The 20257-nt window shown below is 62.0% G+C and carries 18 protein-coding genes and 3 pseudogenes; 9 read left to right on the top strand and 12 right to left on the bottom strand.

All coding sequences use genetic code 11. From position 1 onward, the window contains the following. Positions 1 to 215: 215 nt before the first annotated feature. The 3 genes from KEM60_RS10375 to KEM60_RS16940 all read left to right on the top strand — a co-directional run bounded on the left by KEM60_RS10375 (position 216) and on the right by KEM60_RS16940 (position 2349). Complete coding sequence (locus tag KEM60_RS10375) at positions 216 to 806, top strand: TetR/AcrR family transcriptional regulator (protein ID WP_219107500.1); 591 nt, start codon at positions 216 to 218, stop codon at positions 804 to 806. 466 nt (positions 807 to 1272) lie between these two features. Then, on the top strand, positions 1273 to 1677 hold the full coding sequence (locus KEM60_RS10370) for a hypothetical protein (protein ID WP_219107498.1): 405 nt from the start codon (positions 1273 to 1275) through the stop codon (positions 1675 to 1677). A 480-nt stretch (positions 1678 to 2157) separates the two neighbouring features. Beyond that, complete coding sequence (locus tag KEM60_RS16940; protein ID WP_219107588.1) at positions 2158 to 2349, top strand: transposase family protein; 192 nt, start codon at positions 2158 to 2160, stop codon at positions 2347 to 2349. Positions 2350 to 3022: 673 nt separating this feature from the next. Here KEM60_RS16940 and KEM60_RS10360 read toward each other — a convergent pair. From KEM60_RS10360 to KEM60_RS10340, 6 genes and pseudogenes are all read right to left on the bottom strand, one after another. Further along, positions 3023 to 3337, bottom strand: coding sequence for a PadR family transcriptional regulator (locus tag KEM60_RS10360; RefSeq protein ID WP_255574513.1), 315 nt, complete (start codon positions 3335 to 3337; stop codon positions 3023 to 3025). Positions 3338 to 4349: 1012 nt separating this feature from the next. Then, positions 4350 to 5354: pseudogene (locus KEM60_RS10355) on the bottom strand (IS481 family transposase). A gap of 435 nt (positions 5355 to 5789) precedes the next feature. Further along, on the bottom strand, positions 5790 to 6473 hold the full coding sequence (locus tag KEM60_RS10350) for a transposase (RefSeq protein ID WP_255574492.1): 684 nt from the start codon (positions 6471 to 6473) through the stop codon (positions 5790 to 5792). Continuing rightward, entirely contained in the window at positions 6434 to 6697 is a 264-nt protein-coding gene (locus tag KEM60_RS16590) for a hypothetical protein (protein ID WP_255574491.1), read from the bottom strand. The genes KEM60_RS10350 and KEM60_RS16590 overlap by 40 nt, the downstream gene beginning before the upstream one ends. A 342-nt stretch (positions 6698 to 7039) precedes the next feature. Further along, on the bottom strand, positions 7040 to 7258 hold the full coding sequence (locus tag KEM60_RS10345; RefSeq protein WP_219107494.1) for a hypothetical protein: 219 nt from the start codon (positions 7256 to 7258) through the stop codon (positions 7040 to 7042). Between the two features lie 65 nt (positions 7259 to 7323). After that, the gene (locus KEM60_RS10340; protein ID WP_219107487.1) at positions 7324 to 7902 is read right to left on the bottom strand and encodes a transposase; all 579 of its coding nucleotides are present in this window, start codon (positions 7900 to 7902) and stop codon (positions 7324 to 7326) included. 9 nt (positions 7903 to 7911) lie between these two features. On the opposite strand from KEM60_RS10340, the pseudogene KEM60_RS10335 reads away from it, so the two are divergent. From KEM60_RS10335 to KEM60_RS10325, 3 genes and pseudogenes are all read left to right on the top strand, one after another. Beyond that, positions 7912 to 9366, top strand: a pseudogene (locus KEM60_RS10335) (IS1380 family transposase). A 355-nt stretch (positions 9367 to 9721) separates the two neighbouring features. Further along, positions 9722 to 10812 (top strand): annotated as a pseudogene (locus KEM60_RS10330) (IS630 family transposase). Between the two features lie 410 nt (positions 10813 to 11222). Continuing rightward, on the top strand, positions 11223 to 11948 hold the full coding sequence (locus KEM60_RS10325) for a hypothetical protein (RefSeq protein ID WP_219107485.1): 726 nt from the start codon (positions 11223 to 11225) through the stop codon (positions 11946 to 11948). A gap of 462 nt (positions 11949 to 12410) precedes the next feature. Here KEM60_RS10325 and KEM60_RS10320 read toward each other — a convergent pair whose 3' ends face one another. From KEM60_RS10320 to dapE, 3 genes are all read right to left on the bottom strand, one after another. Beyond that, positions 12411 to 12626, bottom strand: coding sequence for a hypothetical protein (locus KEM60_RS10320; RefSeq protein ID WP_219107483.1), 216 nt, complete (start codon positions 12624 to 12626; stop codon positions 12411 to 12413). Between the two features lie 153 nt (positions 12627 to 12779). Continuing rightward, positions 12780 to 13343 carry an alkyl hydroperoxide reductase subunit C gene (ahpC, locus tag KEM60_RS10315; RefSeq protein WP_219107481.1) on the bottom strand — a complete coding sequence of 188 codons (564 nt, stop codon included), beginning with the start codon at positions 13341 to 13343 and terminating at the stop codon, positions 12780 to 12782. Positions 13344 to 13571: 228 nt separating this feature from the next. Continuing rightward, positions 13572 to 14648 carry a succinyl-diaminopimelate desuccinylase gene (dapE, locus tag KEM60_RS10310; protein WP_219107479.1) on the bottom strand — a complete coding sequence of 359 codons (1077 nt, stop codon included), beginning with the start codon at positions 14646 to 14648 and terminating at the stop codon, positions 13572 to 13574. Positions 14649 to 14723: 75 nt separating this feature from the next. Between dapE and dapD the strand changes: the two genes are divergently transcribed. Continuing rightward, the gene (gene dapD / locus KEM60_RS10305; protein ID WP_219107587.1) at positions 14724 to 15656 is read left to right on the top strand and encodes a 2,3,4,5-tetrahydropyridine-2,6-dicarboxylate N-succinyltransferase; all 933 of its coding nucleotides are present in this window, start codon (positions 14724 to 14726) and stop codon (positions 15654 to 15656) included. Between the two features lie 225 nt (positions 15657 to 15881). Further along, positions 15882 to 16718 (top strand): hypothetical protein, encoded by an 837-nt coding sequence (locus tag KEM60_RS10300; RefSeq protein WP_219107477.1) that lies wholly within the window; start codon positions 15882 to 15884, stop codon positions 16716 to 16718. Positions 16719 to 16771: 53 nt separating this feature from the next. On the opposite strand, the gene dapC is transcribed toward KEM60_RS10300, so the two are convergent. From dapC to KEM60_RS10285, 3 genes are all read right to left on the bottom strand, one after another. Further along, positions 16772 to 17896, bottom strand: a complete 1125-nt coding sequence (gene dapC, locus KEM60_RS10295) for a succinyldiaminopimelate transaminase (protein ID WP_255574512.1) — start codon at positions 17894 to 17896, stop codon at positions 16772 to 16774. A gap of 65 nt (positions 17897 to 17961) precedes the next feature. Then, a complete protein-coding gene (gene fdxA / locus KEM60_RS10290) occupies positions 17962 to 18282 on the bottom strand; it encodes a ferredoxin (protein WP_219107474.1) in 321 nt (106 codons plus the stop codon). A gap of 129 nt (positions 18283 to 18411) precedes the next feature. Then, a complete protein-coding gene (locus KEM60_RS10285) occupies positions 18412 to 20010 on the bottom strand; it encodes a VanW family protein (RefSeq protein ID WP_219107472.1) in 1599 nt (532 codons plus the stop codon). On the opposite strand from KEM60_RS10285, the gene KEM60_RS10280 reads away from it, so the two are divergent. Beyond that, on the top strand, positions 20009 to 20230 hold the full coding sequence (locus KEM60_RS10280; protein WP_219107470.1) for a hypothetical protein: 222 nt from the start codon (positions 20009 to 20011) through the stop codon (positions 20228 to 20230). The genes KEM60_RS10285 and KEM60_RS10280 overlap by 2 nt on opposite strands. The last annotated feature ends 27 nt before the right edge of the window (positions 20231 to 20257 follow it).

Below are 20257 nucleotides of genomic sequence, written 5' to 3'. Positions count from 1 at the left end.
GCACCGATCGTATTGACCGAGCACCCCTGACAGGGGGGGTGTGACTCACCCGTCATGGGCACGTGTCCAACACGTGACCTTCAGCGTCGACGACCGGCACCGACGTACGCCGATTGACTCGACGCAGCGCGCCAACACCCGACAACCAGCCGGGCACTGCCACCCCGCCGCCGACCCTCGGAACCCCCGCTCAGCGCAACGGTAGGTTTGAAACCATGAGGCGCACAGCGGAACTCACCGCACAAACCCGGCTCGACATCCTCGCAGCAGGATTGAGTGTCTTCGCCCGTGACGGCTACGGACCGACCCGCCTCGCCGACGTCGCCGCGCTCGCCGGAGTCACCCGCGGCGCCGTCTACCACCACTTTCAGGACAAAAGATCGCTGTACGACGAAGTAGTCGACCATTACTGGATGTCGCTGGCTGAAGCCCCGTGGGAGGTCTTCGCCATTGATGCTCCATTGCCCCATCGCCTGGCGCTATTTCTGGACCGGTGGGTGAAGGCGCTGCGCTGCGACCGGCAATTCCGCGACGTCATGTCACTGACACTCCATCCCACGCTGTCTATCACTGATGGATTGACCGTCCCGACAGGCACTTTGATGGCCTGGCACGCCAGATGCGAGGCGTTATTTCGGCGTTCCTCGGAGCCGTCGTGGTCAGAGCACGCCCCGGACCTTGCAGGGCATGTCTTGGCCTGGCTTTGCGGGACAGCGACGGTGGCCGCTCTGGACCCGAATTTGCTCCCGGAGTCGACGGCGCAGGATTTCCTGCTAATGATTGCTCCCCTGGTGACGACGAGCTGACGCCACCGTCTCACCTTGCGTTCCATCCGATACCGCGTCTGGCCTTTCCTCCGGTTGACCCTCCAGCTCATTGGCGTGGCCAACGCTAGGGGCGACACCGTGTTCATCTCGGGCATGAACACTGACGAGGTGCGCGTTCACCGCGTCCTTCCGGTTGCCGACCAGCGAATCCCCGGTGCGAGTTCGAGGTGTCGGCGTTGACATGCCGTCGGACTTCGCTCCGCCCCCCTGCGTTTGCTGGCGTGATGCCAACAAAATGCCGATCAGTGGCGATCTCCGCAAATCGGATCCGATGGGGGCGGGGTCATTCGTGGACTTTTTCGTGAAGGCTTAAAGCTGGTCGCATCTCACCGGACCAGGTCTTTTGCCGGGCGAGGCAACCCAGTGCGGGGAGGGTGGCATTCGTGTCGGAGGATGGAGCCATGCCTGTCGTGGAGATCACTCGTCTCGACCCAGCTGTGCTGCGATGACCGGACGAGGCCAGCACGTCTTAGTGGTCGACGTCGCCAACGTGATGGGTTCTGTCCCGGACGGTTGGTGGCGGGACCGGGCTGGCGCGGCTCGGCGTCTGCATCAAGCGGTGTCAACTGCGGTGGAGGCAGGCCGTCTGACCTATGACCGAGTGGTTTTAGTGCTGGAAGGGCGGGCCCGCAGCGGCGTCGACGCGGGTATCGCGGGAAAGGTGGAGACAGTGCACGCGGCTGGCAGCGGCGATGACGAGATCGTGAACTGTTGTGAAGCTCTCACCGTGGCCGGCCCAGCTGTCGTCGTCACCGTGGCCACCGCTGATCGGGGACTGATGTCCCGGGTCACCCCATTGGGAGTCGAGGTTGTCGGGCCGCGCTCAGTGCCTCGACGACTGGATCGGTGAACTCCTGGGGCGCCACAAATTGCTGCCGCCTCGCAGGCCCAGCATGGTGAACACCCCGAACGGTAGGCACATGGCCACTCCCATGGCCCACCGGCCAGCATGCGACTGCGGCCAGGCCCGGTCTTTCACAACGTCGTTCATCTCTCGACTGACTCCACCCCTGCATCCTGGAATATCTTTACGGCAAATCTTCTCAGGGCGTTATTCACGAGGGATTTACCCCCTTATGGAGAGCCAGAAGACCTGCAGGTAGCAGGCTCTTGCAGCGGACAGGTCGCCCGACGTCTCACCGCTCGTAAATAACACCCTCAGCCCAGGGGAAAGAGCACTTACTCCTCGGCAGTAAAAATTACACCGAGAAAGCAAACATAAATTTTATCAGATAAGTGCGTTATTCCTGGGGTGCTAGCCACCCGCGCCCCGCACCCCAGGAAACAGCCGATACACACCTGTCACCTTACACATATATAAAAACATCGGCTGCTAACCAAAGAGAAAGTCACCCTCATCCTGGAACTTCTACGGAACAATCTGTCACAGATGTTCCTTGCTGATCTGGTGGACATTTCACAATCGACAGCTTCTAGGATCTACCGCAGGATACTCCCTGTGATCGATGAATCCCTGACCTTCACCGTTATCTCCCTAGAGGAAGCCGCTGGTGATGGATGAGTGATTTTGATCGACGGTACCTCCGTCCCGAACTGTCTCGGCCCAGCCCTAGGAACAGCAGTGACAAAAGTCGCCTTCCCAGGGAAGCACCGCTGTCAATGCCTGAGCATCCAGGGTCGCCTCCATCTTGGAAGGGCAACTCCTGGCGACCTCCATAGCAGTTCCAGGAGTACGACACGGCTCTGCATCCTTCGACCTCACCTGCAAGTTACACATCCTGACAGAACACCACAGCCCATGGATTGCAGACATCGCCTATGCCACCCATGACACACTGACACCACTGAAGAAAAAGCAAAGATAACAATGAGCCGACCACGAAAACGCTACAACAAAAGCATCCCCTACATTCGCCCCCATGGCGAACACGCCATCAGCCACCTCAAACAATGAAAAACACTCGCCACCTGCTGCCATGAAGATGCCATGAAGACTCACCCAAATCACCGACGTCATTGCCGTGGTCACACGACTCGGGCTCTACCGAATCGACCAGCAACCATGAATAGCCTAGAAACGCCGCGTGAATAACGCACTAAACACCCCATAATTGCAACCTTTAGAGCGTTATTCATGAATGCCGAGAACTGGATCAAATCAATTGCCTGAGTGGACCTTGAGACGCACCCGTTCAGATTTGCACCAAGGGCATAAATCTCTGATATATAATGCTTCAAACTTCCATGACATAAGTATGCCATAAGTTGAATTCTTCATAAAACTGTTCGAGTGCATTGGCCCCACTTGGCGTGATCTGGTAATATAAACGACACTTTCCCTGAGGGGAGGGGCCATTAGTTGGAGATATAAGCCCATCCTTTGCGAGGCGTGTAAAAACTGTACTGATATCACAATTCCTGCACGCATTCGGGGCAATTTTTTGCAGATGAAGCGCCACCCCATATGCATACCAAGGCTTTTCCTTCAGAAGACTTAATATGAGAAATGGAAGGATTGCACGCCGCAGATCAGATTTTACCTTCTCCATGATGCCCACTTGCCTTTCTATTGTTTACGGTAGGAATGATGAGATAAGCAGCCCCTAATTAGGGCGTTATTCACGAAGGGTTCACCCCCCTTGAGGAAAGTCAGGAAACCTGCAGTTCACAGGCACTTGCAACGGGTGGGTCGCCTGACGTTTAATCCCTCGTGAATAACGCCTTTATTAACTGATTCCACAAGTTAAACTCTTGGATTGACTTCTCTGGGCGTTATTCACGAGCGATTAGAAGTCGGACGACCCGTCCGTTGCAAGGGCCTGTGACCTGCAGGTTTCCTGACTCTCCTCAAGGGGGTGAAACCCTCGTGAATAACGCCCTCTTTCCATAACCGATTTCTTGTGAAATCGATGCGACATCGGATCAATGATGGGTATTTTTATACTTGCTACTAAGGGCGTTATTCACGAGGGTTTTACCCCCTTAAGGAGAGTCAGGAAACCTGCAGGTCGCAGGCCCTTGCAACGGGCGGGTCGTCCGACTTCTAACCGCTCGTGAATAACGCCCTAATGCAACAATTTCATCTTTTTCCTTTCCTTTAGAGTTGATGAATAGACATTGAAATTCAAACTACCATAAAGTACTCATTGCGTTGCTTAACAGAGGCTTGCGGCATGTTGAGCTACTCTGAGGTTCCATCTGTAAGCTGGACCAGTAGCTGTGGGCAGTGGACGGCGACCTTTGGAATGGTGGGATCCAGATGACGGTGCATCGCTCTTGTCTATGTTGCCGTCGGAGAGATTTTCAGCACCTCCCAATCATCGGTATGGGTGCTACTTGATTCTGTCGGTGTAGGTGAGGCTGCGGGCGCGATAGTTCAGTGTCCAGTTGACGCGGATGGCCTCGCTTAGGGCTGCCGGGTCGCTTCAGGTGATGGTGTCGATCAGGAGAGTCCTTCCTCGTCTTCCAGATGGGTGGATCGGGGTCAGAGTCGGCGACGATGATCCGCTGGCAGGCGCTTCAAATGATGTCGACATCGGCATGGCAATCGTCTTTGAAGATCTAGTTGTAGCAGGGCAGGCCGTTGGTGACAGCGTCGCGGACGCGTGAGGCTGGGGGAGGCCGCCTGCGGTGCTGTGGGGTCGATGGTAGTTGTAGTGCATGTTCCGGGTCGCGATGGCGTTGGCGTGTTCGGTTTTCGCTGGTGTAGACGCGGGCGTAGAGCAGCTCTTCGGACAGGATCCGGTTGTCCCGCTCGACCTTGCCGTTGTGTCGTGGGGTGTAGGGCCGGGTGTATTGATGGCGGGTCGCGGTGCCGATGATCAGGTTGAACTCACCGGCGCGGTAGCAGGCCCCGTTGTCGGTGACGATGCGGTGGATGTGGTTGATCCCGTGCGCGGCGAACCAGGCTTTCGCGCGGGTCAGGAACGCTGCGGCGGTGGTGCCCTTCTCATCGGGAAGGTGTTCGGTGTAGGCCAGGCGGGAGAACCCGTCCACGGCCGAGTGCAGGTAGACGTAGCCGCCTCGCGCGCCGGTGGTCTTGGCCCGAGCGGCGGCGCGATGCGCGGCGCTGTCCCGTCCGTGGGCGCGCCACCGGCCACCGTCGAGGATCCCTCCGACCTTCTTGATGTCGATGTGGATCATGTGCCCTGGCCAGCGGGCGACGATGGGTTAGGGCTCACGGGTCGTGGTTGCGTCGGGATCGAGGAACTTCCGTCGTGCGATCCCGAGCCGGGCTAGGTGGCGTGTGACGGTGCGTCGATCGATCCACACGCCCTGGGCAGCCAGTTCGTGGGCGATCCGGGCCGCTGACCACTTGTGTTCCCGGCGCCAGCGCTCAATCCGGGTGACGACCTCGGGGCGGGTCGCATTCGGGGTACGTCGGGGCGTGCTGGGCCGGTCCTGCAAGCTCAGGTCGCTGTAGCGCCGCCACCGGTTGACCCATTTCGAGGCGCACGCACGGCAGATTCCCATCTCGGCTGCGACATGGCTGATCGGGCGGGACTGACAGCGCTGGACCAGACGTCGGCGGCCTTCCAGGCTCAACGGGGCGTTACTGTGCGACACAGGGCAGGTTCCTCGGCTGACTCGACGTGATGAAGGCTTCGACACCCTCATCCTGTCGCCGCAGGGACCTGCCCACCTCAACGCACTACCGCGTCACCAACCTCCTGCCCCGCAACAGCTGATATGTGGTGGCTGCCTGTCACGAGGCAGGGTGAGGCGCCCGTCCCCGTTGGTGGGGGCGGGTGTCTCTGTTTCATCGACCTGGTCGGCGGTGAGCGTGTCGTTGGCGACGCGCGGTCAGACTGATATGCGCGGGTTGGTTACCGCAGGACGGGGTGTTCGCCAGGAGCGGACCGCGTGTCTAGGATCGAGCGTCGTCCAGCACGGCTGGGCTGCTCCTAGTTGTTTCGCGGGTCGCTGCACGCGCTGCTTCCATCGCGCTGGTCGACGAAGCGGCTTGTGGGTGGCGGGTTACTCCTCGAGCACGGCCAGGGACTAGCACCAGCTGGCCAGCTCGCGGGCGGTGGCGACGTTGGCGACCACGTGCCGCTTGCGACGCTCGCGGACGGTGTTCCACCGTGCGTGCAGTCGACGGTTGACGGCGTCCCCGCGGGCACGAGCCGCGGGTGAGGCGAGTTCCCACCGCTGGTGCATGGTCTTGCCGACGACGTAGCGGGCACGGTGATGCCAAGCTGCCTCGACTAGCAACCTGCGCACGTGGGTGTTGCCGGTCTTGGTGATCGAGCCTTGCACCCGTGACTGACCGGAGGAGTACTCGGATGGGACCAGAGCGACGAACGCGCCGATGGTGTTGCCGGTGAACCGGTTCCAGTCGCCGATCTCAACCGTGAGGGCCAGCGCCCTCAGGTTGCTGACACCACGCAGGCACCCCAGCCGCCGCACCAGGGGGGTGAACTCGCTGTTGCCGGCCATCACCGCGATCGCCTCATCGAGCCGGTCCCGGCGTGTCTTCACCGCCAGGACCGCGTCATAGTCGGACTCGTAGGTCATGCGCAGGGCCGGTGAATCGAACCGTTGGCGGCGCAGCCACACGTCGTGGGCCTCGGTCCACGCCTGGCCGCCGCAGTAGACGATGCCCTGGCGCAACAACAGCTTGGACAACCGATGCCGGGCACGCATCAGGTCGCCTGGAGCTTGCTCGGCGCGACGACCTCGCACCGGATCCCTGCTGCGCTCAGCGACCGGGACAGGCCGAACCCGGTCGGGCCCGCCTCGTAAGCCACCGCCACTGGGCCCGGCAGATCGGCGAGCCAGGAACGGATGTGCTCATGCGACGGGGTCAGTCTGGTCTGGATGAGCTCGCCCGTGACGCCCTCGATCGCTGCTGCGACGACCGATCGTGCGTGCACGTCAAGCCCCACGCTCGTACGCACGGTCAACACCGGGGCCTCCCACGAATGTCGGATAGGCCAAGCAGGCGGCCTGCCCGGTAACCCACGAATCTCGTGAGCGAGGCCCCGGCCCGCAACCCCGTCACAACGACCGGGTCGCTAACATACCGTCTAGTCAGGATGTTGCATAGGGGGTTTCTGGTGTGGGTGGCAGTGTCGGTGCCGTCTCGGTGGGGTTGGTTGTGATTGTTGGGTGTGGAACCGACCAGAATGTCGCTCCCGGGTGGGCGTCATGGTTTAGGGGCGAGGGTGTCACGGCGGTCTTTTGGAGGGGTATGTGCTGCTCAGGGTGGGGGTAGCACAGCGAAGCGGTCCCATCCGGTGTTGAAGAGATCAGCCCATGGTGCGTTCTTCTTGATGTGGGGATAGCGTTGTCTGCTTGCGCGGGCCAGGACCGCCGCGATGGTGAAGAGCCGCAGTCATAGGTTTTGGGTCCCCAGCGGAGGGTTTCCTGGTTGGGGTACGCAGCAGACCAATCCGGCCGAGCAGGTCGTTCGCGAGCTGCACGATCAGCAGCCCGACCCAATTCTGATTGAAGCCCTGCAACGGCATGTTCGCCAGGCTAGTCTCCTTGGCGATCCGGATTCGGTCTTCGTATCGGTCCCGGCACCGGTGACCTAGTTCGAGGTTGGCGAGCTGTCCGTAGATGATGTTGGTGTCGACGCGGGCAGGGTGAACCCGATCGAGTATGACACACCCCGGCGACCCAGGAAGGTCAAGAACTCGCGGGTGCTGCCGGCGCCATCGGTGCAGACCAACACTTTGCCCCGGACAAGGAGGTGTTGATCCCGGGGTAGCCCAGCTAGCGCAGTCTTGAGCAGTCTGGTGTGGTCGGCGAAGGCACGCACCTGGTGGAGCCCGTAGCCGTGCTTGAACGTGGCCCCGGCCTGCTCCTTCTCGGAATGGGCCATGATGAGCGTCGCGTCCACGTCGATGGCCTGCGGATCTGTCACCGTCCTCTGCTGGTAGGGGGCATGGCCACCGGCCAGAGTCCACACGTGCGCCCGGGCCGCGGCATGCGTAGCAGCCACTGATTTTTCCACAGCGGCCACGTCAGTGGCCAAGGCTGTAATCGTGCGGGAAATCGTGGCGTCAGAAGCTATCGGGGCGTACAGGACCGGCTCGGAACGGATGAGCGCCACATCACGGCAGGCGTACCCGCCCAGGACCAGCGAGATCGCTACATCCAGCAGCACCTTCGCCGGATCACGTCAAGCAAACGGCCTGGGCCACGGCGCCACCGCGGTGCTCGACGCCGTTGCCAGGCCCGAGACTCTCGCGGGCCGGGCCAGCAACACGCCCCCGCCTGCGCGACCGCGGGGTTGACCGGGGCATTGAGTGCGGCATTGTCGCCGTGGCGTAAGCCGTTCGCGCGGCACGACCCGGCGAAGGTGCTGCTGGACCTGGCGATCACTCTCGCGTTGGGTGGGGATGCCTGCCGTGATGTGGCGCTCATCCGTGCTGAGCCGGGCCTGTATGGCCTGGTGGCCTCTGATGCCACGATCTCCCGCACGATCGCGGCCCTGACCGCCGACGTCGACTCGGTGGAGAAAGCTGTGGCCGCGGCCCGTACCGCGGCACGGGCCCACGTCTGGGCCAGGGCCGGGCAGTATGCTCCCAACCACCAGGCCTCGGCTGCGGATCCACTGGTCATCGATCTGGACGCGACGCTGATCACGGCCCATTCCGAGAAGGAGCAGGCCGCGGCGACGTTCAAACACGGGTTCGGGTTCCATCCTCTGTGTGCCTTCGTCGACCATGGCCCCGACGGCACCGGTGAACCGCTGGGGATGCTGCTACGCCCGGGCAACGCCGGCTCGAACACGGCCGCCGACCACATCACCGTGCTCAAGACCGCGCTGGCGGCCGTTCCGGGGGTCAACCCGTCCCGGCCGGGCAAGAAAGTCCTGGTCCGCGCTGACGGCGGCGGTGGCACCCGCGAGTTTTTGTCCTTCCTGGACTGCCGCGGGGTCTCGTACTCGATCGGGTACACCCTGCCCGCGGCCACGCTGGCGTTGTACGCCCTGATCCCCGAGAGAGCCTGGCAGGTCGCCCTGGACGCCGACGGCGACGTCCGCCAGGGCGCTGCCGTGGTGGAGTTCACCGACCTGCGCGCCAGCAAGGGCCTCCTGACGGGGTATCCAGCCGGGATGCGGGTCATCGTGCGGAAGTAACGGCCCCACCCCGGCGCGCAACTGCGGTTCAGCGATGTCGAGGGGTACCGGCTGACCGCGTTCGTCACCACTCCCCCGCTGCATGGCTTCGCCATCATCGCAGCGGGAGGTGCCCCCACCACCCGCGGGCAGCTCGCCGACCTGGAACTACGCCATCGGCGCCGGGCCCGCTGTAAAGACCGGATCCGGATCGCCAAAGACTGTGGCCTGGCCAACCTCCCGTTGCAGGGCTTCGACCAGAACCGGATCTGGCTGCTCATCGTCCAACTCGCGAACGACCTCCTCACCTGGACCGGGCTGCTCGCCTACCCCGAGCACCAAGCCCGCCAGTGGGAACCGAAAACGCTACGGCTGCGGCTGTTCACCATCGCAGCGACCCTGGCCCACACCAGCCGGCAACGTCTCCTGCACGTGAAGAAGTCCGCGCCCTGGGCCGTCCTGTTCACCACCGGCTGGGACTGCCTCACCGGCCTGTCCCCACCCTGAACAGCAGACACCCCATCCCAGCGACGGCCCCGACACCCCTTCGCCCGTGGAAGACGACACTCACCCGGGAGCGACACCCCGGCACGTTGTCATACCCACCGACCACAATCAACCCCACCGGAGCGTCACCGACGGCCCAGCCCCCACCAGCAACGCCCCATGCAACATCTGGGTTAGGGACCCACTACGCCGACTCACCTATGAAGTGCCCTTCTAACCTGCGGATACCGAATTCGACAATCGTTGTCCTCGCAGTTCAAGGGCATTTTTCACGTCACGGCACACTCTCCGCCATAAAATCTCCAGGCTAGTGTCCTGAGTCATTAGTTCGCTGGTGGTCGGGTAGGATCTGTGTGTGCCGGGTCCTGCCGCGAAGTCTCTTGTCCTGACCGATCATGAACGGTCGGTCTTGGCGGGGTGGGTGAAGCGTCCGACGTCGTCGGTGAGGTTGGTTCAGCGGGCCTCGATTGTGCTCGCATATGCGGAGGAGCCCTCTGTTGCGGGTGTAGCGCGGCGGCTGGGGGTCAGTGCGCCGACGGTGACGAAGTGGCGTGACCGGTTCTTGGTCTCGCGGTTGGACGGCTTGGAGGATGCTCCTCGTCCGGGGCAGCCGCGCAAGCTGAGCGATGAGCAGATCGGGGCACTCATCTCGCGCACGCTGGAAGGGGCGCCGCCGAACGGTGATACGCACTGGTCGACCCGTTCGATGGCCGCCGATCAGGGGTTGAATCAGACCCAGGTGTCGCGGATGTGGCGGGCGTTCGGGCTCAAGCCTCACGCGGTGGACTCCTGGAAGCTGTCCACAGACCCGGCGTTCGTGGACAAGGCCCTGTGACATCGTCGGGTTGTACATGTCCCCACCGGAGAACGCCCTGGTCCTGGCGGTGGATGAGAAGTCCCAAGTTCAGGCGCTGGACCGGACAGTACCGATCCTGCCGATGATGCCGGGCACGCCCGCGCGGGCGACCCACGACTACGTCCGTCACGGCACGACCACGGTGTTCGCGGCCATGGACGTTCTCACCGGAGCGGTCATCGCCCGGAACTACCGCCGCCACCGCTCGGCTGAGTTCCTCCGCTTCCTCAAAGAGGTCGACAAGGCCACCCCCACGGACCTCGAACTGCACCTCGTGCTCGACAACTACGCCACCCACAAGACGCCCGCCGTCAAGGCCTGGCTACTCAAGCACCCCCGCGTGGTCCTGCACTTCACGCCAACCTCGCCCGTCCTGGCGGGGCCTGGTCGAACGATGGTTCACCGAACTCACCCGCCGCAAACTGAAGCGCTCCACCCACCGCTGCGTCATCGAGCTCGAACGCGACATCGTCACCTGGACCCAGAACTGGAACAAGGACCCCAAGCCGTTCGTGTGGACCAAATCCGCCGACCAGATCCTCGAAACCCTCGCCAGCTACTGCCAACGAATCAACGACTCAAGACACTAGATTTCCAGCTCCTAACTGAGATGAGTTTTGATTTCTATCTCAACTAACACTTATGTATTTCCAGTCGCAGATTTACCAATCTGAACTCTTAGACCAATAGTCCCATATGGCACAGTGGATCACTCTCGCATGCTTAGATCACCACCATTGAGTGGCACCCATACTTCTTTTGTAAAAAGATATACGATGGCAAGAGATATCTGACGTAACTAGATGCAGAATTGTCGCTTCGATCTCCAATGAAAAATTCATTTTGCCTGTAATGTACACGAAATGGGGCAACCTGGGTGTACCCGCTAAGCTCACATAAGTTAAGCGGCTTGAATTCAACTAGTATCTAGCGAATTCCAATCAGGAACCCCTAAATGTGTCCAGTGATCCACTCTCGATGCGCAACTTTGGAGGATTCTGTGAAACCCGTCAAGAAAATCTTGATCTCAGTGCCGACCGTTTTAGCTTTCACTTGCACATCAGGTGTTTTGGCTGCTAATGCAGCAACAAATGACACTGAGAATGGAGGAGTATTTTCTTCACCTCGAACCAAAATCTCTGAGTCTCTGGCTGCACTACCACATGATTCCGATTTGCTGAATCTACCTCTAGTGAAAGCTAACCCCCAGCTTTCCCTCGATTTACTCAAGAGCCTTCCAGATGCAGCAAAGAACTCTAATGTTCACATCGACAGCAGCATCGACAAGAGTACTGTTCTTTTTTACCCGGATGGAACCCTGGTACCAGGACAATCGGCTGATAAGATGCAGCGAGGAAAATCCATGAGAGGATGTGGCGATTGGACTAGCTTCTATGCGCCACCGTTCGTAATTGGCCCAGTAGCCGAGCAGAACTGTGGAGTATTTGGCCACAAGGGTTACACTCGAGGATACACCTGGAAGGCGAATGATGGTGTATTCACCCAAGCAGTAGTTCAAGCCAGAGGATACGAATGCGTCGATTATGTTACTGTCCCTCTCCCTGGTTCCGATTGTGGGTATAAGGGTTACCGCGAAGTATTCAAAGGGCTTGGAGTAGGGGCCAACGGAAGCGGTTCGGTCTTTTGGGGAAACGTGATATCAAAGCCAGCCGTTCGTGGCCAATCCCTAGGCACCCCTTTCCCATATTCTGGACAGTTCATCTGAGATGAATAAGGCATCGGGAGCTCGCCGATCTAACTTTCGGCGGCTCCCGATTCTTTTCTTTAAAACTCTTTTTAGAAAAATAGGGCGTTATTCACGAGGTATTTCCAGGTCATTCTTGGCTACCAGCCAAGTCGATAGAGCTCGAGTCGGGTGATGACGGCAATGATATCGGGGGGGTCGATGTTCTGCCTCGATAGCCGGTGGCGAGGATTGTCCATTGTGTGAGGTGTCTGATGGCGTGTTCGAAATGGCTGCGAATACTGGATATTCTGTGTTGTAGTGTTTTTCGTTGTCGGTTCGCTCTTGTCTTTTCTTCTTTGTGAGAGACGTTCGTGCTCCATGGACGATGTCAGCGGTGTCTGTAATCCATGGCGTGTGGTTTTCTGCGAGGATCTGTGACCAGCCGGTGAGGTCGAGAGCAGCAGAGTCATGTCGAGCTCCGGGAACCGGTGTGGAGATCGCTCAGAGTTGTCCGGTCAAGGTGGAAGCGACCTGGATGCTGACACACTGGCAACGGCGTTGACCGGAGTAGTTGGCTTTGGTGAGATCTTGCCCCTGAGCTGGGCGGTTGCCAGTTGGGACGTATGTGCCGTCGATGAGGATGGCTCGGCCATCACTTGCTGCTTGCTCTATGGGGATACCTGTCAAGAGGAGAGCTTCATTGACGACCGGGAGCATCCTGCAATAGATTCGAGAAGCTGTCGATGGTGAAATCATCTACCTGGTCAGCAAGGAACATCTGTGACAGATTGTTCCGTAGACCAGTGAGGCCGCCCACCACGGAAAAACTCTGTGCTGCGGAGCAGCGGAAAAGCCGATCGGCCCTTTGGGTCAGATCTTGCCCACGAGGTCGATGGACGGCTTGAGGGTCTGCTCGCCTTCCTGCCACTTGGCCGGGCAGACCTCGCCCGGGTGGGCCGCGACGTACTGGGCAGCCTTGACCTTGCGCAGCAGCGCGTCAGCCTCACGGCCGATGCCCTCGGCGGTGGTTTCGATGTACTGGATGACGCCTTCGGGGTCGACCAGGAAGGTCGCACGGTCGGCGAGGCCGACGCCCGGACGCATGTTCTGGAAGTTGTTGGTGATCTCGCCGCTGGCGTCACCGAGCATGAAGTACTTGATCTTGCCGATGGTGGGGGTGGTGTCCGCCCAGGCCTTGTGGACGAAGTGGGTGTCGGTGGAGACCGAGTAGACCTCAACGCCCAGCTTCTGCAGCTCGTCGTAGTGGTCGGCCAGGTCGCCCAGCTCGGTCGGGCAGACGAAGGTGAAGTCGGCAGGGTAGAAGAAGAAAATGCCCCACTTGCCCTTGACGTCCGCGTCGGAGACCTCGACGAACTCACCGGCCTTATACGCCGTGGTCTTGAACGGGAGGATCTGGGTGTTCATCAACGACATGGTGTCTGATGCTCCTTCGTGGTCTCGGGTGAGCTTCCGATAAGAACTCTATATCGAAACATCGGGTTTTACGAGGTCACGTCGATCGTTTGTATGGATGCCCCCCATAGGGGGGAGCTATGGCAACACCGTTGGGACACAGCAGTCTTCCTCCCACGCAACTCCTTTGGTCCGCTGGGAAACGCGAATCAGGTCACTCCGTCCACCCACACCCCCGAGCAGCTCCCGTCAGGACAGCCAGCGCGCCAATGCCTCCTCCGCAGCCCGCAACTGCACCACCGGGACTCGCTCGTCGTCCTTGTGCGCCAACAACGGATCACCCGGCCCGAAGTTGACCGCTGGCACCCCTAAGGCCGAGAAACGAGCCACATCGGTCCACCCCTGCTTCGCGACGACCGGAACTCCCAACGCTGCCACGAAATCCCGCGCTGCTGGACGATCCAAGCCAGGACGAGCCCCCTCCGCCAGGTCCACCACTTCCAGGTCATACCCCGCAAAGAGCTCCCGCATCTGGGCCACCGCCTGCTCGCCGGTCAGATCCGGCGCAAACCGATAATTCACCAGCAGCGACGCCCGGTCCGGGATCACATTGTTGCCCGCTCCCCCTTCGATCCCCACCGCAGACAATCCCTCCCGGAATGACAGACCATCCACGTCAACGTCACGCGCCTGGTACGACGCCAACACCGACAGCGCCGGGGACAATTTATGAATGGCGTTCTCTCCCAGCCATGGACGCCCCGAATGGGCAGCTATCCCACGGGCGCTCAACCGCACCCGCAGCGTGCCTTTACATCCCCCCTCCACCTCGGCACGGGTGGGTTCCAATAAGACGGCAAAGTCAGCGTCCATCAGCTGGGGATGTGATGCGATCACCCGCCCCAAACCATTACGGACCGATTCCACTTCTTCACAGTCGTAGAAGACATAGGTCACATCGCGGGTCGGTGCGGTCAGCCGTGCCGCCAACCGCAGCTGGACCGCCACGCCACCCTTCATGTCGACCGTGCCCCGCCCCCACAATTCCTCGCCCAGCGGGCCGTCCTGCCTGCGTGTCGGCAGGTTAGGCGGATCTGTCAACGGCACAGTGTCCAGATGCCCAGCCAGGATCACCCGCTCTGGTCGGCCGAGGCCGGTCCGAGCCACGACGACGTTGCCCACCCGGTCGACCTGCAGATGCGCATACGGCAGCAGAGCCATTTCGACCGCATCAGCTAAAGCCTGTTCGTGACCGCTGACGGATTCCACATCACAGATCGCTGCGGTCAGGTCAACAATGTCGGAGTCAAGATCTAATCCAGGCATGTCATCGACCCTAGCCCTCACTTCGACCGGCAAGGGAAGCACGCTGCGTTACCCCTAGGCTTGGTGCCCATGAACATGCAGCGCACCGCGTGGGGCTGGGGCCTCACCACGACCACCGAGTCCGGGACCGTTCTCGACACCTGGTACCCGGCGCCCGAGCTCGGCGCCGCACCCACGGACGCCACCGAGGTGGCGCCCCCAGAACTCATCGCGTTGGAAGGCAGCGACCCCCGCCGAGGTGTCCGCACCAGCGTTGTCCTGACCACCATTGACCTGGACCATTCCCCCAAGGACACCGCCGACGCATATCTGCGTCTGCATCTGCTCAGCCACCGCTTCGTCGCTCCTAACACCATCAACCTCGACGGCATCTTCGCCGCGCTCCCCAACGTGGTGTGGACCTCTGCTGGGCCATGCTCTCCTGAAGGTTTCGAGACCGTCCGGGCCCGGCTGCGCGTCGATGGCCCGCTCGCCGTGTACGGCGTCGACAAGTTCCCCCGAATGGTCGACTACGTTCTGCCCACCGGGGTGCGCATCGCTGACGCCGACCGCGTGCGGCTCGGCGCCCACCTCGCCGAAGGCACCACCGTGATGCATGAAGGTTTTGTCAACTTCAACGCTGGCACGCTCGGCGCTTCCATGGTTGAGGGCCGCATCAGCCAAGGCGTTCTTGTCGAAGACGGCTCTGACATCGGCGGTGGCGCCTCCACGATGGGCACCCTGTCTGGCGGCGGCACCGAGCGAGTCCGTATCGGTCGGCGATGTCTGCTGGGCGCGGAATCCGGTTTGGGAATCGCCCTGGGCGACGACTGCGTCGTCGAAGCCGGACTCTATGTCACCGCAGGCACCAAGGTCACCCTCACCGACGGACGGGTCATCAAAGCCCGTGAGCTCTCCGGTCAGGACAACCTGCTTTTCATCCGCAACTCGGTCACCGGAACCGTCGAAGCCCGCGCCCGGGACGGTCACGGGATTCAGCTGAACTCCCAGCTCCACGCCAACGATTGACGGCGAGCCGGCTCCGGCAGCGTGTCTTCCGGAACCCCCGGAGCCGGTCCCGCGTCGTCATCTGACGAGCACATCACGGGACGATGGCGTCACCCGCCTACCCCGTCGACATCCAGCACAGACCAAGGAGCCGGTTACAACAGGATGAGTACTCGGGAGCAACCGACACGACCCCAGGGACAACCACTCGGGCCGCAGCCCCACCTCCGGAGGACCCGGCAAGGGGTGACCCGCGCCGTCGCACTGCTCAGCGTGTTGGCGATCCTCGGCATCGCAGCAACCTTCGTCAGCAAACTGCTGGACCCGGGCCTCAACGGCCCAGAGCGCTGCATTTTCACGGACGCGCACGGGACGACCTTCGAGCTCACCCCCGATCAGGCGCGTAACGCCGCAACGATCGCTGCGGTCGCTACCCGCCGGGGTATGCCCACGCGAGCCGCCGTCATCGGAATCGCTACCGCTATGCAGGAGTCGAAACTGCGCAATCTCTCCGGCGGGGACCGGGACTCGCTCGGTCTCTTCCAACAACGCCCCAGCCAGGGGTGGGGCAACGCCGATCAGATTCGCGACCCTGTCTACGCCAGCACCCGTTTCTACGACGAGCTGGCCAAAGTGCCCGACTGGCAGGAAATCCCTCTCACCAAAGCCGCCCAAAAAGTGCAACGCAGCGGCTTCCCAGAGGCTTACGCCCAACATGAGACCGAAGCCACCCTCTACGCCGACGCCCTCGACGGCGAACGCCCTCAAGGCATCGGCTGTCGATTGAAGGACCCGGTCGGCGGCCCAAGCCCCACCCAGGTGAAGTCGATCCTCGAACGCGAAACCGGCCTGGCCGCCGAGATCACCGACAACACTCTGGTCGTCACCGCACAGAACCAACGTCCCGCCGCGACTGCCGCGGCCTGGGCGGTGGCCAGCGCCGCCAGCATGGGCGTGGCCGAGGTCAAACTCGGTGCATCGATCTGGCGTCGAGGCGCTGACGAGGACTCTGCCCGCTGGTCAGAAAGTGGCGACACCTCCGCCGCCACCTCGGTACGGATCGTGCTGGCACCGCGAAGCTAGCCCCCGGTGGTGGGTCCGGTCCTCATCGAGGCCGGACCCACCACCACAACAGATCACTTCGCGGTCAGCCTGGCCGCCGCTGCCGCGATCCGCTCATCTGGCGCGGTCAACGCGATCCGGACGAACTCCGCCGATCTCGTGCCATAAAACGTCCCCGGCGCTGCGAGGATGCCTCGGTCAGCCAGCCAACCCAGAGTCTGCAGACAGTCCTCACCCCGAGTCACCCACAGATACAGACCCGCTTCCGAGTCGTGCAGCTCAAAACCTGCGTCGAGCACAGCGGGGAGGAGCACCGACCGGCGAGCCGCATAGCGATCCCGCTGTTCAGCCACATGCTGGTCGTCCATCAAGGCCGCCCGCATCGCCGCCTGCACCGGAGTCGGCATCATCATCCCAGCGTGCTTCCGCACTTCCAGAAGCCGCGCCACCACTGCAGGATCGCCCGCCAAGAAGGCGGCCCGGTATCCCGCAAGGTTGGACTGTTTGCTCAGTGAATAGCTGACCAATAGCCCGCGGTGATCGCCGTCGCACACCCTGGGATCGAGAAGACTGGGCACCGCCCCAGGGATGCCAACCGTGCCGTCCGGGACTTCTTCGCGCCAATCCAGCTCGGCATAACATTCATCGCTGACGACCATCGCGCCACGGTGTCTCGCCCAGCTGACCACCTTGCGCAGATGCTCCACCCCGAGCACCTTTCCGGTGGGGTTGCCAGGACTATTCACCCAGACCAGTGCCGGTGCGGTCGCCGTACCCGCTGGCCCCAATTCGGTCAACCCGTGGAATGGCACCGGAGTCGCACCGGCCAGACGGGCGCCTACGTCGTACGTCGGATAAGCAACTGCGGGGAAAGCCACCGACTGACCGCGACCAATCCCCAGCAGCAGAGGCAACCAGGCCACGAGTTCCTTGCTGCCGATCGTAGGAAGCACACCCGCCGGATCCAGATCAGGGACGCCTCGACGACGAGCAAACCAGTGCACCACTGCTTCTCGAAGTGCCGCAGTGCCATATGTCTGCGGATACGCAGGGGCGTCAGCAGCCGCGACCAACGCCTGCTGGATCACCAGCGGAGTCGGATCGACCGGGGTTCCCACGGACAGGTCAACGATCCCCTCCGGATGCTCCTGAGCGCGGGCACGGTACGGCGCGATCGTGTCCCACGGAAAATCAGGCAGCCCGAAAGGATCAGCGGGTGGATTCGCGCCGGGACGCGATCCACCCGCTGACCTGGTTAAACTGCTCACTCTCCCTGCGGGGGCAGCGCGGTGATCAACGCGTGATCCTTGCCGATCTTGCCGAGCTTGGCCGCGCCACCAGGGCTGCCGAGGTCGTCGAAGAATTCGGCATTGGCCGCGGTGTAGTCACTCCACTGACCCGGCACGTCGTCTTCGTAGAAGATGGCCTCGGTGGGGCACACCGGCTCGCAGGCGCCACAGTCAACGCACTCGTCGGGGTGGATGTAGAGGGAGCGCTCGCCTTCGTAGATGCAGTCGACCGGGCACTCCTCGATGCAGGCCTTGTCCTTCACATCGACGCAAGGCTGGGCGATGACGTACGTCATGGGATCGGTCCTCCTGGGCTGGTCTGACGCCAGACACAGTACCGCGTCGGCACGAACTCCACGGGCTGTTCGTCGGTTGACCGGTGAGCCTGATCGGTCGGAGGGCTCGCTGGGGAGTCTCTGGAACCGTCAGGACGGGCAGGCAACCCCCGGGACCGCGGCGTAACGGGTGGTCACAGAGTCGCGGCGCGGCACAGCCCCGTCTGCGGTGACGGTACGACGTACCTCGATGTCAAAGCCAGGCAATGTCGGACGTGCGACGCAACCACCACCCCTGGCCGTGACAGGTGACGGACGACTGGTGTTGCTGGTGGTAGCGGTGACCTCGGTGGCGATCCCAGACCGTCCCCACAGGACAACTTCGATAGTGGCACCGTTGACAGTGGTGGTGAGGAGGACCCCACCGGAGGCGTCAGCGGTGAACGTGACGTCTGAACCTCCTGTGGCAGCAACAGCGTCCAGACCAGCGGTGAGTCCTGGCAGATAGGCGCCATGACCTCGGCGCGGCCCCAGCTCCAGACCCCCACGGAATGCCGCTTCAAAGAGCGCGGAGGCGGTGCGTGCGACGCCAGCGTCATCATCCCCGGCACCAGGTGGGGGGTTATTGACGACCTGGAAGCCCCGGGCGGCGCTGCGTTCCCCGACGACATCGTTGAAGGAGAACCGGTCGCCGGGGGCGATGACCCGGCCATCGATCAGTGTCGCCGCCCGGGCCGCATTGGCCATCATCGCGGAAGGCGTATCGCTGCTCAGCGTGGCCTGCGCTCGTGCCAATTCGTGGGTGATCCGATACCCCCTCAAGGTATCGGCGGTCACGGCAGCCGCACGCTCCGTCAACGGCACGTTCGCCTCACGGGAGCCGGTGGTCAGGGCTTTGAGCACCGCAGCAGCTGCCGCCGTACGATCCACCACGCGACCAGGCACATCCCGCACTATCACCGGACTGCCGTTATCAATACGGAAACGAGCTGGTACGGCGGCTCGTTCGACCTGAGGAAGGGCCTTCACGATGGCGTCAGCGAGCGGGTCAGGATCGACAGACAAGGTGAGAGTCCCCCCATCCGCGACCATCGACAATGCCGGAGCCAGCTGGGCCGGAGCCACCTGGGCCGACCTGTTCTCCACGGTGATTCGCAGCGGACCAGCGACAGCTTTCCGGGCGACGTCGTTGAGCGCACTGTCAAAATCAGTGGGGTTGATCTGCGGCTCGACAGTGCGGATCCGACCATGGACCACAGACGCTGGCCAGGCCGCCTTGATCGCATCTAACGTCGCCTCAATGTCGATACGCCGACCGGCCCGAGGTCGTTCAGAGATGACGCTGCCGTCGGGAAAACCGATGGCACCTTCACGGACCTCCCACTCCTGACCGGAGCCTGCAGCACGGATGGCCGCAGCCACAGTGGGTCGGTCCAGGTCGGTCTCCCACGGGATGTCAAGGACCCCACGGAGACGACGCACCACATCCCAGGGCGCCACAGTGAAACGGGTGGCCGCCGCCACGGTGTCATCGGGGTCCAGATGTAGACCGCTACGCCCCGGGATGATGTCGATGCCGGTGCCATCGAAGTCGACTGTCATGGGGCGTGCTTCGATCTGCGGCGCGTGGGAGATCAACTGCTGTCGTGCTGCCGGAAGATCCATGCCGCCAATGGAAATCCCTCCGGCAGTCGCTCGGTCAGGGATACGGGAGCAGGCATACCAGGCCACTGCGAGGTATGCGGTCATGACGAGCGCTATCGCGCTCAGAGCGATCATGACGGTGCGGCGCCACCGCGGGCGTGATGCGGTGTCCTGGCTGCTGTGGCCCGTCTTAGACGGTGTTGGCTCGACGTCTCCCCCGCCCCCCACCCCCGATGTGCCCTCCTCCCCTGCTGCGTCCTCAGCCACCGGTCCCGCCTCCGGTGGCGCCGCCGATGCAGCACCTCGCCTCCTGAAAAACCGGTGAGTCTGCCGCACACCGGTCTCCTCGGAG

The sequence above is a fragment of the Austwickia sp. TVS 96-490-7B genome (assembly GCF_019331795.1).
Taxonomy (GTDB): Bacteria; Actinomycetota; Actinomycetes; order Actinomycetales; family Dermatophilaceae; genus Austwickia.
The sequence above is the reverse complement of the archived record's forward strand: the minus strand, read 5'-3'. Positions and strand labels throughout refer to the sequence as shown.

Excerpts from the sequence above, each read along its gene's own strand:
- KEM60_RS10375 (WP_219107500.1), top strand. The coding sequence starts at position 216 with ATGAGGCGCACAGCGGAACTCACCGCACAAACCCGGCTCGACATCCTC.
- KEM60_RS10370 (WP_219107498.1), top strand. The coding sequence starts at position 1,273 with ATGACCGGACGAGGCCAGCACGTCTTAGTGGTCGACGTCGCCAACGTG.
- KEM60_RS10360 (WP_255574513.1), bottom strand. The coding sequence starts at position 3,337 with ATGGAGAAGGTAAAATCTGATCTGCGGCGTGCAATCCTTCCATTTCTC.
- KEM60_RS10345 (WP_219107494.1), bottom strand. The coding sequence starts at position 7,258 with ATGCCGTTGCAGGGCTTCAATCAGAATTGGGTCGGGCTGCTGATCGTG.
- KEM60_RS10320 (WP_219107483.1), bottom strand. The coding sequence starts at position 12,626 with ATGCTCCCGGTCGTCAATGAAGCTCTCCTCTTGACAGGTATCCCCATA.
- ahpC (WP_219107481.1), bottom strand. The coding sequence starts at position 13,343 with ATGTCGTTGATGAACACCCAGATCCTCCCGTTCAAGACCACGGCGTAT.
- dapE (WP_219107479.1), bottom strand. The coding sequence starts at position 14,648 with ATGCCTGGATTAGATCTTGACTCCGACATTGTTGACCTGACCGCAGCG.
- dapD (WP_219107587.1), top strand. The coding sequence starts at position 14,724 with ATGCAGCGCACCGCGTGGGGCTGGGGCCTCACCACGACCACCGAGTCC.
- fdxA (WP_219107474.1), bottom strand. The coding sequence starts at position 18,282 with ATGACGTACGTCATCGCCCAGCCTTGCGTCGATGTGAAGGACAAGGCC.
- KEM60_RS10280 (WP_219107470.1), top strand. The coding sequence starts at position 20,009 with ATGACGAGCGCTATCGCGCTCAGAGCGATCATGACGGTGCGGCGCCAC.
- KEM60_RS10285 (WP_219107472.1), bottom strand. The coding sequence starts at position 20,010 with ATGACCGCATACCTCGCAGTGGCCTGGTATGCCTGCTCCCGTATCCCT.